The 13,562-nt window shown below is 61.4% G+C and carries 10 protein-coding genes; 2 read left to right on the top strand and 8 right to left on the bottom strand.

Annotated features, from left to right (window positions below; all coding sequences use genetic code 11):
• Positions 1-6 precede the first annotated feature (6 nt).
• Positions 7-714, bottom strand: coding sequence for an ABC transporter permease (locus tag ABGM93_RS06900; RefSeq protein WP_321504672.1), 708 nt, complete (start codon positions 712-714; stop codon positions 7-9).
• Positions 715-1,120: 406 nt separating this feature from the next.
• Between ABGM93_RS06900 and ABGM93_RS06895 the strand changes: the two genes are divergently transcribed.
• Positions 1,121-2,572: an NAD-dependent succinate-semialdehyde dehydrogenase gene (locus ABGM93_RS06895; RefSeq protein ID WP_321504670.1), complete on the top strand. Its 1,452-nt coding sequence runs from the start codon at positions 1,121-1,123 to the stop codon at positions 2,570-2,572.
• Between the two features lie 274 nt (positions 2,573-2,846).
• Positions 2,847-3,653: a matrixin family metalloprotease gene (locus ABGM93_RS06890; RefSeq protein ID WP_321504668.1), complete on the top strand. Its 807-nt coding sequence runs from the start codon at positions 2,847-2,849 to the stop codon at positions 3,651-3,653.
• 2 nt (positions 3,654-3,655) lie between these two features.
• Here the strand turns inward: ABGM93_RS06890 and ABGM93_RS06885 are convergent, their stop codons facing one another.
• The 7 genes from ABGM93_RS06885 to ABGM93_RS06855 all read right to left on the bottom strand — a co-directional run bounded on the left by ABGM93_RS06885 (position 3,656) and on the right by ABGM93_RS06855 (position 13,434).
• Positions 3,656-5,086: an indolepyruvate oxidoreductase subunit beta family protein gene (locus ABGM93_RS06885; protein WP_321504666.1), complete on the bottom strand. Its 1,431-nt coding sequence runs from the start codon at positions 5,084-5,086 to the stop codon at positions 3,656-3,658.
• Positions 5,087-7,234 carry an indolepyruvate ferredoxin oxidoreductase subunit alpha gene (locus tag ABGM93_RS06880; protein WP_321504664.1) on the bottom strand — a complete coding sequence of 716 codons (2,148 nt, stop codon included), beginning with the start codon at positions 7,232-7,234 and terminating at the stop codon, positions 5,087-5,089.
• Between the two features lie 16 nt (positions 7,235-7,250).
• Positions 7,251-8,039 carry an IclR family transcriptional regulator gene (locus ABGM93_RS06875; RefSeq protein WP_321504662.1) on the bottom strand — a complete coding sequence of 263 codons (789 nt, stop codon included), beginning with the start codon at positions 8,037-8,039 and terminating at the stop codon, positions 7,251-7,253.
• A 339-nt stretch (positions 8,040-8,378) separates the two neighbouring features.
• Complete coding sequence (locus tag ABGM93_RS06870; protein WP_321504658.1) at positions 8,379-9,701, bottom strand: TRAP transporter large permease; 1,323 nt, start codon at positions 9,699-9,701, stop codon at positions 8,379-8,381.
• 45 nt (positions 9,702-9,746) lie between these two features.
• A complete protein-coding gene (locus ABGM93_RS06865) occupies positions 9,747-10,307 on the bottom strand; it encodes a TRAP transporter small permease (RefSeq protein ID WP_321504656.1) in 561 nt (186 codons plus the stop codon).
• Between the two features lie 663 nt (positions 10,308-10,970).
• Positions 10,971-12,017, bottom strand: coding sequence for a TRAP transporter substrate-binding protein (locus ABGM93_RS06860; RefSeq protein WP_321504654.1), 1,047 nt, complete (start codon positions 12,015-12,017; stop codon positions 10,971-10,973).
• A gap of 364 nt (positions 12,018-12,381) precedes the next feature.
• Positions 12,382-13,434 (bottom strand): dipeptidase, encoded by a 1,053-nt coding sequence (locus ABGM93_RS06855; protein ID WP_321504652.1) that lies wholly within the window; start codon positions 13,432-13,434, stop codon positions 12,382-12,384.
• Between the last annotated feature and the right edge of the window lie 128 nt (positions 13,435-13,562).

The raw sequence follows: 13,562 nt of genomic DNA, 5'->3' as shown, positions 1-13,562 counted from the left end.
GCCCCCTCAACCATAGGCGGCCCGCGCCGCTGTTGCCCTCACGCCGGAGAGCATCGCGTTTATCGCGACGGCGATGGCAATGAGAACAATGCCGAGCCCCATGGCCAGCGCCAGATTTCCCTTCGATGTCTCCAGCGCGATGGTCGTCGTCATGACGCGGGTGACGTGATTGATGTTGCCGCCCACGATGATGACGGCTCCCACCTCCGCGATCGCGCGGCCAAATCCTGCAAGAAGGGCTGTCAGCAGGTTGTGACGGGCATCGACCAGCAGCGTCGCGACCATGCCAAGGGGGCCCGTCCCGAGCATGTGTAGGTAATCGGCATATTCGCCGTGAAGATCCTGGATCGTCTGACGCGCCAGCGCGGCGATGATCGGCGTGACCAGCAGCGCCTGCGCGATGACCATGGCGGTCGGCGTATAAAGAAGTTGGAGGACGCCAAGCGGTCCGGCATTGGAGAGCATAAGATAGACAGTCAGCCCCACCACGACAGGCGGCAGGCCCATCAGGGAATTGAGCAGCACAATCACCATGCCGCGACCCGGAAAACGAGCAACGGCGAGCAATGCGCCTACCGGCATGCCGATGACAGCGGCGATCAGGACCGCACTGAGACTCACCCGCAGCGAAAGCCCCACGACCTCCATCAGATCCGGGTCTAACCGCGCAACAAGCCGAAACGCCTCGAAAAAGGCACCTGAAAAATCCTGCAAGATTTCCTCCCAACGCAACCTATCGTAGCAGTTGCGTCAAAAATGTCTATTATCTCCGTGGGCGGAAAATTCTCATGAATATACATATCTAAGCATATTAATATTGCGATTTATGCTTTGGGGAAGTGTTGTGGTTATCGCAGATGCTGTTGCGGATGGTCGCTTTGGCGAAGAATTCGCCGCTCCGGCTGAGAGCCTTGGCGACAGGTATGCGGAACGCACGCCTGGGTGCCCGCGTTGGTCCAACAGCGCTCTACCATCAGGCTCTCCGGCCGGCCTATCATGATAGCTGTCGGAGCCGGAAGCTGTCCGGGAGCGGGCAGGGCCGCCCAGCATCAGCTGGGCCCGGGATAGAGCTTTCGCGCAAGAGAAATCCGGATACAAGCCGGATACAGGGGAGAGGGAAATGGACGAGCAGACCACGCGCAACCTTCCGAGCGACCTTTTTATCGGCGGCAAATGGGTGGAAGGGAGCGCAGGTGAGCGCTTTGATGTGTCGAACCCCGCCGACCAGACGCTGCTTGCCAGCGTGGCGAGCGCGACTGTCGAGGACGCGATTGCGGCGGTGGATGCGGCAGAAGCAGCCTTTGCCGACTGGGCGGCGCGCACACCGCGCGAACGCGGCGAGATTTTGCGCCGCGCGTGGGAACTGATCATGGCGGACAAGGAGCGTTTCGCGCGCCTGATTACGCTTGAAAACGGCAAGCCGCTATCTGATGCGCGTGCTGAAGTCGCCTATGCGGCGGAGTTCTTCCGCTGGTATTCGGAGGAGGCGGTGCGCAATCGCGGCGAGGTGATGCACTCGCCCGCGTCGGGCGCGCGCATTCTCGTCCAGCACAAGCCTGCGGGGATTGCGGTCCTCGTCACTCCCTGGAATTTTCCCATCGCAATGGGCACCCGCAAGATCGGTCCGGCACTGGCTGCCGGCTGCCCGGTGGTCGTGAAGCCTGCCTCCGCGACCCCGCTCACCATGCTGGCCCTGATGTCGGTGCTTGAGGAAGCGGGTGTTCCGGCAGGTGTCGTCAATGTCGTCCCCTCGTGTTCCTCCGGCAAGATCGTCGATGCGTTGCTGCATGATCCGCGGGTCCGCGTCATCTCCTTCACCGGTTCCACGGAAGTGGGCCGCACATTGCTGAAAAGTGCAGCCGACAACGTCGTCAATCCGGCAATGGAGCTTGGCGGCAACGCCCCCTTCATCGTGTGCGAGGACGCCGATATCGACAAGGCGGTGGAAGGCGCGATCCTCGCCAAGATGCGCAACATCGGCGAGGCCTGTACCGCGGCCAACCGTTTCTTCGTTCACGAGGCCGTCCATGACACCTTTGCCGAAAAGCTCTCTGCCCGCATGGGGGCGATGAAGATGGGCAATGGCCTTGAGGAGGGCGTGGAAGTCGGCTCGCTGGTCAATGCGGACACCCGCAACAAGGTCGCCGAGCTCGTCGAGGATGCGGTGGGACGCGGCGCGACAGTGTTGACCGGCGGCAAGGTGCCGGAGGGGCCGGGTTATTTCTATCCGCCCACGGTTTTGGCCAACGTCTCGCCTGACAGCCGTTGTGTGGCTGAGGAGATTTTCGGCCCCGTCGCCGCCATCCAGGCCTTCTCGGATGAGGACGAGATGATCACACTTGCGAATGCCACAGAGTACGGCTTGGTCGGCTATCTCTTTGTCGGTGACATGAAGCGTGGCCTCGCGATTTCCGAGCGGCTGGAATATGGCATGGTGGGCCTCAATCGCGGTCTGGTCAGCGATCCGGCAGCCCCCTTCGGCGGGGTGAAGCAGTCTGGAATCGGACGCGAAGGATCGCATGAGGGATTGATGGAGTTCCTTGAAACTCAGTACATCTCGCTAGACTGGTAGCTTTTCGCGGCGCCGGGTGGTGGGAGATATGCCCGCATTCGGCGTTGCAAATTTGCGATAGGCGCGGATTTTCCGTCAGGGAGAAAAACTGCCGGATACGGTAATATGTGCTTTTCGCGCTTTTGATCAAATAGTTGTCTCAAGCCGGTGGCGGCGATTCACGATGCCGCATGGGGCTTGTTACGGCTTGCCTGCGCCTTTTTCTCATCCCTATCCTTCGATCATGCCTGCTCTGACAGGGAGCGCTGCAGGATCGAAGAAGGGGATCTCGCATTTGAACAAGGCACTTGTGAATCGGGGGCTTCAAGGCAAGCTGGCGGGATTGGCTGCCGCTGTGCTGATCATTGCCGGAGCTGGAACGCTGGGCGGGCGGGCCGTCGCCGGGCCGCAATACACGCTCCTGCGTATCGACGGTCAGATCGTCAAATGGGGGGAAACCCGCCTCGGAACGCCTGCCCATGTCACCTATGCTTTTGCCGATGCCACCTATAGCGATCTGGGGGCGCGCAACTGCAAGAACATCGATCGGCTCGATGGCCTTGCCGCGCGCAACGGGCTCTCTTCTCGGCAAATCGAAATGCAGGCAAAAGCGGCCTTCGATCAGTGGGTGGGCGTTGCCGGAATTACTTTCGAACGCATCGACGATCCGCAGGCCGCCGATATCCTCATTGGCGCGCAAGTGACCCCGCGCGGCTATGCCTTCGCCAATGTCAGGACGCATCGCCGGATAGCTGACCGCAGAGGCGCTGCCGGAGAGATGGGCCTGGATTCAGCCACGACAACGGAGCCGCAACCCGTCGTGCCGCCGCGCTCTGAAATCGCCAGCATCGAGAAATCTGCAATCTGCCTGAACCCGGAGCGGGACTGGAAAATCGGAACGCGTGACGGTGCCCCGGGCTACGATCTGCGTTTCACCTTCACCCACGAGATTGGCCACGCCATCGGGCTCGATCATTATGTCCGCCCGGGCCAGATCATGAATTTTCGCTATTCGGAAGAGATCGACGGCCCGCAAGTGGGGGACGTCAACGGCCTGCGCGTGCTCTACGGTCCGCCGCAAGGTGAAGGGGCCGATGGCTGAGATCAGGCCGGGCTTGCGAGAATGCCTGCAATCGCCCCCTTCAGCTGGGCTTCGGGATCCTCAGGGGACGTTTTCTTCTCGATGACAGGTCGCACCATGTCGCTTACCAACCTCTCATAGGTTTCCTGCCCGCGGCGATAGGTGTCGCCATATCCTTTCACCAGTCTGGCGAGGTCGGCGGTTTGAAGCGCGAAAGCCGAGGACACGCCGCGCGCCTCCGTGACAAGTGATAGCCACGCCTCAATGGCCTGCTGTTCCTCGCCAAAGCGCAAGGAACGCGGTCGCCAGCGCCTGAGCATTGCAAGCAGCCAGATCCGACCAAAACCCAGAATGGTGTTGGTTTTCACCTTCATGCCGAAATGCGCGGTCTCCAGAATGCCGCGGCGCTTCGCCCATGAACGCAGCCACCGTCCGAGCGAAGGTGGGAGCATGTCGCTGATTTCGGGAATGCCGGGCTTGAAGAAATCGACGAGCTCGAAAGGCTCATCCGCGCCAACGCCGATTTCCTGCCGCACGGCTTCCAGCCTGCTGGCCCGTGTTTTGAGTTGGGCAACGCGGATAATGTCTTCGAAAGACATGCGAACCGCCAGATGCCGTGCCATTTCGCGCAGGAGCGCCGGATCGTCGGCGAAGGGGACAAGACGGTCCAGATAAAGCGCCGCATAGGCTTCGCTCTGGTAATCGACAAGGCGGGCCACGCCTATCCGCGCGATCTCGCGGGCCTCTTCCGGCAGACAGCGGATGCGCGCTTCAAGAGATGCCAGCACGGGGGGCGTCGGCGTCGTGGTGTCGCCATTCTGGGGTTTCCCGGAAACGTCAATCCCCGCGCCGGCGGCAAAGCCTGCATCGAAGCCTGCCAGATTTCGGGCCACCGCGATGCCGCCAGCCTCGATGGCCTGCCTGAGAGAGCTGGCTGAAATCGGCGTGAGGTTCAGTCCGGAGACTGCACCCAGCAGCACCGCGTTGAGCGGTGCGCCCTTGGCATTCGCAAGGGCTGCAAAGTCGGCAAGGACCCGCGCGCGCGAGGCGCGTTCGGCGGCTTCCATCAGGCTTGAGGCGTCACGCGCGCCATCACCCCGTGCGATCCGCTCGTGCATGGTCAGGACACGGTGGGTGGAGGCAAGCAGAAACGTGCGTTCCGGCACCACGAAGCCGCGTTCCGCCATGCGCACCGCCTCCAGCAATTCGCTGGCGACCACAACATCCACATCGCCTGCAACCGGCATCAAGGCAAAAATCGGTTCGCGCGCACTGTCATCGGCGTCGGCGATTTCAAGGTAGTATGTCGTCGCTCCCGTGCGTTGGGCGACGCCGGGCACAGAAGTTGCCTGCGCCTTCAAGCCTTGCGCTGCGGCGGCGGAGACAAGCCAGTTCGTCAGAACCCCGCCGCCTTCGCCGCCAAGCGCTGCAATGAGAAGTCTTGTCGTCGCCATTCAGGCCGCCTCCGCGCCGGATCCGCCCCCGGCCATCGCGCTGATCACGCGGGCACGAAAACGGTGAAGCTTGCGCTCGAACCAGCCCGGATTGTGGATGCGTGCCGCGCGATAAAAGGATGGGCACAGAACGGCCGCATGGGCCATTTCCCCACAAAGCCCGCAGGCCACGCAATCCTGTTTCACCTGCGCGATCGGGTCCTTGCGCAAGGGATCTGGATTGGGCGCAACACCGAGGCTCGGGCAGCCGGAGAGCCGGATACAGGAGTGATCGCCGGTGCACACTTCCGCATCGACGCCAAATTTTGCCTGCTCGACGCGGCGGCCTGCCTTCAGGTCCGCCGCTTTTTCCGCCCGCTCGCGTCGCTGGCGCGCCAACATGCATTCGCCATCCGCGATGATGACTTTCAGGCCTTTCTGGGTGGTGGTGACGGCCTCCTTCAGCGTCTTCACCATCGTCTCCACCGAATAGGTGCGCACGGTCCTGAGCCACTTCACGCCCATGGCTTCCAGTGTGGTCGCGATGCGCGCGCCGGTGCCGAAGATTTCCGAGTGCTTTGACGACGGGATCACCTGCTGGCCTGTTGCTGAGGTGTAGCCGTTGTTCATGATGATGAGGACACCGTCGCCCTTGTTGTAGAGGTTGGAGGCGACGCCCGTTTGAAGACCGTTATGCCAGAAGCCGCCATCCCCCATGATGGCGAGCGAGCGGCGTTCCTGCATCGGCGTCACCGCAGCCATGGAGGCGAGCGACAGGCCGTAGCCCAAAATGGAATTGCCCTGATCGAAGGGGGCGAAGGTCGCAAAGGCGTGGCACCCGATATCGGCGGCGACATGGACCTTGCCGACGGAACGTTCCGCCAGCTTGATCGCACCGAAGACGGGCCGCTCCGGGCAGCCGGTGCAGAATGTCGGCTGGCGCGGGGGCAGGGGCGTGGCGACAAGGGCATGTGCGCGGGCACGAACACCCTCCAGATGGTCCAGGCGGCGTCGCACGGCGTCGAGATCCAGCACATTGCCGCCGTGATCTGAGAAATAGCGGCCCACGCCCGCCGCCAGAACTTCGCCTGAGTATTCGCCCGCCTCCGGCAGGTAGTTCTTGCCGTCGACTTTCGTGGAAAGCCCTGCATCGACGACGAGCCGCAGGATCTGCTGCTCCATATAGGCCGGATTGCCTTCTTCGATGATCAGGACACGGTCCTTGTCGCGGGCAAATTCCACGATCTCTTTCGGCACCAGCGGATAGGTCACGTTCAGGCATAGCATGTCGATGTCGGGCTGGCCGTCTGCCCCTGCAAGCCCCATTTCCTGAAGCTGGCGCGTCACGGTGTTGTAGAGCCCGCCTTGAAAGATCACGCCCAACCGGCTGGGGCGAAGCCCGGTAATCTGCTCGTTGAGCCCGTGCTCCACGATGTAGTCCTGCGCCGCTGGAATGCGCTCCGAGACCTTGCTCACTTCGTGGGTGTAGATCACCGGTGGATGGGAAAGGCGCGGGTAGAAAAACTCGGCCGGTTCGGCAAAGGGCGTGTTGGTGCCATGGTCCGGCTTGCGATTCTCGCGCGCGGTGAACGCGCCCTGCACATGGCAGGCGCGGATGCGGAGCTGCATCATCGCTGGCATGTGTGAGGCTTCCGACAGCGCGAAGGCGTGCTCCACCATGTCCACCATGGAGGAAAGGTTGGGGCGCGGGTCGACCAGCAACATGGCCGACTTCATCGCGTAGGCGTAGGTGCGTTCCTGGATGACACTTGCGCCTTCGCCGAAATCTTCCCCGATGATGATCAGCGCGCCGCCCTTCACGCCCGCGGACGAAAGATTGGACAGCGCATCGGCGGCCACATTGGTGCCGACGATGGATTTCCACGTCACCGCCCCGCGCACCGGATAATTGATCGAGGCCGCCAGCATGGCCGCCGCCGATGCCTCGTTGGAACAGGATTCCACGTGGATCCCCATCTCGCCCATCAGCCCGCGGGCGGAGACGAGAACGTCGAGAAGGTGCGAGACCGGCGCGCCCTGATAGCCGCCCACGTAGGACACACCCGATTGCAGCAGCCCCTTGGTGATGGCGAGAATGCCTTCGCCGCGAAAAGTCTCGCCTTCGCCGAGGCGTAGAAGCTCGATCTCGCTTTCGAAAGTGCGTTCCATGCCGCTCTTGCCTTATCTATCGGTGTGGGGTCTGGGGGCGTCGCGCGTTGCGACCGTAGAGGGCGTCGACAAGCTCGTCCGCCGCCTCGCGCAGGGCGGCATGGGCAAGCTCGAGCGCCTCGTTGTTCATGCGCGTGACCGGGCCATAGACAGAAAGTCCCGTGATCATCTGCCCGTCGTGCCCCAGGACCGGCACCGCAATGGTGCGCAAGCCTTCCTCGCGTTCCTCGTCGTTGATCGCATAGCCCTGCTCGCGCACTGCCGCGATTTCCTGCTCTAGCATGTCGCGGCTGGTGATCGTGCGCGAGGTGAGGCCCTTGAGCTGCATCTGGTCCAGAAGCTTGGTGAGCGTCTTGGTCTCGAGGCTCGCCAGCCAGACCTTGCCTTGCGAGGTGCAATAGGCCTCCAGCCGCATGCCGGGACGAAGGTCCACGAAGAGGTGGCGCTTGGGCACGGTGGTCGCCAGGCAGATCACCGTATCGCCCTCAAACACGGTCGCCATGGCGCTTTCGTTGAGCCGGTCCGACACCCGGTCGAGCACCGGTTGCACGGTTTCGGCAAGCGCACGATGCGAGGTCACCCTGCGGGCGAGATCGACGAAGAGATGTCCCAGCCGATAGGTCCCGCGCGAGACCGGCACGAGCGCGCCTGCCGCTTCCAGCGAGTGCAGGAAACGATGGGCGGTGACGTTGTTGAGTGACAATTCCTGCGCAACATCGCCCGCGCTCAAATGCGGGCGGGACTCGCTGAAAAGGTCCAGGATCGCGAAAGCGCGCGCGACCGAGTTGTTATGTTGTGTCGCCACGTTCCCTCCCACGCCGCAACCAGCCCGGATCTTCTCCCGAGCCTGCGGCGCCCTGTGACGCGCGTGCGGTTGTCGTCCCTGCAGATCGCCCGAAGTGATACCGGCCTTCCCATGCCGGTCGGTCGATGCAGCCAGACCGCTCGCGGATGTTTCCCATCTCGCGTGGCTCTTATGAAAAACACTGAGCCAACATTGTAATTGTTTGAAGTTTGCCGCCTGGAATGCGAGGTGTCAAACTTTAAAAGAAGTACAAATTTCTATATGTGAAATATATTGGTAATTGTTCACGAAGAGAACTCTATTCGGATGGCGCGGGTGGCGTGTTTCCTGTGTCCCGGCTCAACTGAGCCAGTTTGGCAGGAACAGAATGATCGCAGGAAAACTTATCAGCAGTGCCACGCGCACCAGTTCTGTCAGGAAAAAGGGGAAGACGCCCTTGAAGGTCTGGCTCATCGGCACGTCGCGCGCGATCGCGTTGATAATGAATACGTTGAGCCCCACCGGCGGCGTGATCAGTCCCAGTTCCACCACCACAAGAGCGATGACACCAAACCAGATTTTCAAGGATTCCTCGTCCATGCCGAAATCGAGCCCGATCAGCACGGGCCAGAAAAAGGGAATGGCGAGCAGGATCATGGACAGGCTGTCCATCAGGCAGCCCAGAATGATGAGCGCCAGAAGGAGCAGCAGCAGAATCGTAATGGGGCTGAGACCGCTGGTCAGCATCGCGTCGGCGGCGGCCTGCGGAACGCCGCCGCGGGCCAGGAAAATCTTGAGAAGTTCAGCGCCCAACAGGATCAGGTAGATCATGCCGGTTGTCTTGGCGGTGTCGAGCAGGGCGTCTACGAAGGTACGCATGTACATGCGCCCCAGAGCGATCCCGTAAAGCGCGACCAGAAACGCGCCCACCGCCGCCGCCGGCGTGGGGTTGAACGCCCCGACATAGATGCCGCCAATAACGAGGCCGAAAATCGCCAGAACCGGTACGACCGCAACCGTAGCCTGCCGTCGCTGCGCCCATGTCATCGGATCGCCGACCGGGCCCGCATTGGGCCGGAACCAGCAATAGATGGAGATGGTGATCATGAACATCACCATGGCGAGCAGGCCGGGAATGAGCGAGGCCATGAACATGGTGACGATATTCGCCTCCACGATGATGGCGTAGACCACGAGAACAACGGAGGGGGGGATGAGGATGCCGAGCGTTCCGCCCGCCGCCAGCGTGCCGGTGGCGAGTGAGGGGGCATAGTTCAGACGTCTGAGTTCCGGCAGCGCCACCTGACCCATGGTGGAGGCGGTGGCGAGTGAAGAGCCGCACACCGCGCCAAATCCCGCACAGGCGGCCACCGCCGACATCGCGACCCCGCCGCGAAACCGCCCGAGCCACGCATTGGCGGCGTTGAAGAGATCGCGCGAAAGCCCGATGCGTGAGGCGAAATTGCCCATCAGCACGAACATCGGCACCACCGACAGGTCGTAGATGGAGAACTGCGCGTAGGCGAGATCCTTGAGCTGATAGAGAACGATCTGCGGTCCGGAAAGGACCGCGGCTCCGCCCAGACCGACAAGGATCATGGAATAGGCGATGGGAACTCGGATGGCGATGAGCGCCAGCAGGACGCCCAGTCCGGAAAAGCCGATGACGAGACTGCTATCCATCTTGTTTCGAAAGCCTTGGTCTCAAGAGGAGCTGGATGCGTCCGTTCACAGGCGCGGCGATGTGGGGCGTGGCGATGCCGGGCGGGCTAGGCCTCGGACAGCCACGACAAGGGTGATGAGCGAGGCCAGCACCAGCAATGCGAGCGAGAACAGGATGGGCGGAAACACTGACCAGATCGGCACTTCGAGGATCGGGGTGACCTCATTGTACTGTCTGTAATAGGTCATCCCGTCATACATGGTCGTGATGAGCAGGGTCGCGAAAGCCCCGGAAATCAGCGAAGCGATGATTTTGAAGCCATCGATCAGTCGGTCGGAAGCCCACGCGGTGAAGATGTCCACCGTCACATTCGATCCCGTCAGCTGGCAGAAGGGCAGGAATGTGAAAGCCGCGACCGCCACTCCAAGTTCGACCAGTTCGAAGTCTCCTGGAAACGGCTTGGAGAAAATGAAACCCGAAACCACGCTCGCGGTTGTCATGAGAACCAGCGCGGTAATCAGGAGGCCGCCGAAAATGGCCCAGTACCGAATGGCGATGCTGGCGACCGCGAAAAGGGTGATGCCCTTCTTGCCGGGGCCGTTGATGGTGCTGTCCGGTTCGCTCATCTTTGGCCGACCATTCTGGGTTTCATCTCGCGCGAGCGCTCAGCCGTCGTCCGGCAAATTGCAAGACATCTGGCGACCCAATCGTTCTGGGGACTGAGAAGGCGGGCTGTCGCGATCGCATGCGGTGCTTGTCCGAGGGCTTTCGCGCCAGCCGTTTGGGTGGATGCGTCAGTTCCAGAGACGGCGGTGATCCGGGTTTGTGCCGTGCCACCTGTTGGGTGCAGTGCGTCGCACGCCCCGTAACGCGGGTCGGCTGGCGAGTTCTGCAGCGTCGGCATGAGATCACCTGGCAACGCAGGGCCGGGCCAAGCTGTGTGGCCAGCGCTGCCGAATGACCCCGTTGCCGCCGTCAGGAAACGGCGATCCATGAATCGTCCTCCCGTATCCGAACTGCGATCTGGTGCGCCCGATGCCTCCCCGCATCGTTATATATGTCGAATACATTAGGGAGTTTGGCATTCGGATGGCGCAGCGTCAAACAGTATATGTCGTGCGATTTTCAATAATAGAAATACGCGAAGTGGTTATCGCAGATGCGGCGCTTGAGTAGAGCGTATATGGAAGGTGCCGCGATATTGGGCTTGTGGGGTCATTGCACCACTGCCTGTGGGCGGGCGGACCGCGCCGAACCGAAGAAACGACGCGGTCACTTCGTTGTTGCGCTTATTTCTCGTCAGCGTACTTCGCGATGGTCGCGCGCGCGGCGTCCACCAGCTGGCGTCCGTCGATGCCCTTGCTTTCCACATCCGCGATCCAGCGGTCGACCACCGGCTCAAGCTGCTTCTTGAAAGCGTCGATCTCTTCGGGCGAAAGCTCGATCACCTCGTTGCCGGCTTCCTTGAGGGCTTCAACACCGCCCACTTCGGATTTGGTCCACACGCGGCCGACTTCCTTGGAGAATTCAATGCCTGAATTGTCATCGATGGCTTTTTTCAGGTCGGCGGGCAGGGACTCGTATTTCGCCTTGTTCATGGCGATGACGAAGGTGGTCGTGCCAAAGCGGATGCGGCCTTCGCCTTCCGTCTGGTACTGGGTGAGTTCCTGAATTTTCAGCGGGCGGACGATCTCAAACGGGATCAGTGCGCCGTCCACGACCTTTTTGGAAAGGGCTTGCGGCAGATCCGGTACTGGCATGCCGACCGGGTTCGCTCCAAGCGCCTCCAGAATCCAGGCGCCCGTGCGTGACGGGATACGCATCTTCTTGCCCGCAAGATCTTCCGGTTTGCGCACCGGCGTATCGACCATGTGGATCGCCTGTCCGGCATGAACATGCAGCGTGATCACGTGCATGTCCTTGAATTCCTCAGCCAGCATCCCGTTTTCCAGCATTTCGCGCATGGCCAGGTTGGTGGCGACGAGATTGTTGGTGTGGATGAAGGGAAGTTCAAAAACTTCCGTGCGCGGGAACTGGCCCGCTGTGTAGCCAAGCACGGTCCAGATGATATCGACCACGCCGTCGCGCACCTGCCCAACAAGCTGCGGCGGCTTTCCGCCCAGCGACATGGAAGGATAGATGTCGATCTTGATCTTGCCGCCGGAGGAGTCCTCCACGCGCTTGGCCCAAGGTTCCAGCATCTGGGTATGGGCAGGTGCTTTCGGCCCAAGCAGATGATGAAGCTTCAGGGTCACGTCTGCGGCGGAAGCAGCGCCGGCCATGCAGATGGAGACACCGGCGGCTGTCGCCAGCGCAATAAGCGTGCGGAATTTCATGTCTATCCTCCCAAGGAAATCTATCCGGGTTTGCCGGTTTTAGTTTTTCGCCGTTCCTCTGGTGTTCAATCGCGCGGGGAAGCGGCATTTTTCTGTCTTTTTAGCAAAACCGGAAGGAAGTCTCGCATTCGGATTCCGCAACGTCAATTTATATATAAGAACTATTTGAAGCTAGCTCTGTAAAATTATCAAAGCAATAAAATATTCGTTTGAACGGACGCGCCTCGAAAACCGGACGCCCCGGCTACGTAGGGTCGACGAGGGCCAGAGGGCGCCAGGCAACTCCGGCTTGGCGCCTCTCTGCCGCATCGAAAGTCAGGTATTTGCTTTCCGCTCCGCGAACGCGGTCTGTGCCGCCGCCGGATCAAAGTCCACTGCGTTCGATCACCGAAAGCCAGTTTCGCGAGCCGATCTTGTGCTGCAACTCTTCACCATATCCCGCCTCGCGAAGAGCTTGGAAGAGCTTCGGCAGGCCGGATACGTCGCCGATGGGTTTTGGCACCAGGCAGCCATCGAAATCGGACCCGATGGCCACGCCTTCCGGCCCGAGCTTTTCCACCAGGTGGTCAACGTGGCGCACCATCGTTTCAAGCGGCGTGTCGGCATTGAACCGGCCATCCTCGCGCAGGAAGGCGACGTGAAAATTGAGCCCGACGACCCCGCCGCTTTCAGCGATCGCATCGAGCTGGCGGTCCGTCAGATTGCGCGCCGACGGGCAGACCGCATGGGCGTTGGAATGGGTTGCGATCAGCGGTTTCGTCGAGACCTTCGCCACGTCCCAGAAGCCCTTTTCTGTGAGATGCGAGACATCGACCAGCACCCCGAGCTTGTTGCAGGCGCGCACCAGCTCTTTACCCGCATCCGTCAGTCCGGCGCCGGTATCGGGCGAGGAGGGGCAGCGCATGGGCGCACCTTCGCCGAAGATGTTGGCCCGGCTCCAGACAAGCCCGATCGAGCGCAGTCCCTTGCTGTAAAGGTCCTCAAGCACGGTAAACTCGGGATCGATGGCTTCCGCTCCCTCGATATGGAGCAGCATGGCGATGCGGTTCGTCTCCATCGCCGCGTGCAGGTCCGCACTGGTTCGGCAGATGGTCATGACAGAGGGGCGCTCGGCTTCCAGCGCGTAGGCCTGCGCCATCAGCCTCTGGGTCATGTCGAGCGCGAAATTCTGGGTGATCGGCGCATGATTGGCCGGGTCGCCCGCCACATATTCCTTCATGCGGGCAATCTTGGACGGGACGAACATGGCGAAAAAACCGCCCGCGAAGTTCCCGGCGCGTGCGCGCGGATAATCGATATGGCCGTGAACGGCGCGTTCGAAAAACGAGCGTTCCTGATCGGAACCGGCATCGAGTTCAAGGCGCAGGAGTGTGTCGTTGTGGCCGTCGAAAACGGGAATTGGGAGCGATGTCATCATATGTCCTGAAAACCCCGGCTTTGTCCCGGGAAGGGGAGGGCCGGGTGCACGGCAGGCAAAAGGCCGTGGGCGGGATGGGGAAGCTGTAAGCTACACCATCGCTGCGCTCAATCCCAAGTCCCCGTTCC

The sequence above is a fragment of the Breoghania sp. genome (genome assembly GCF_963674635.1).
Lineage (GTDB): Bacteria > Pseudomonadota > Alphaproteobacteria > Rhizobiales > Stappiaceae > Breoghania.
This window is presented reverse-complemented; position numbering and strand designations above follow the sequence as displayed.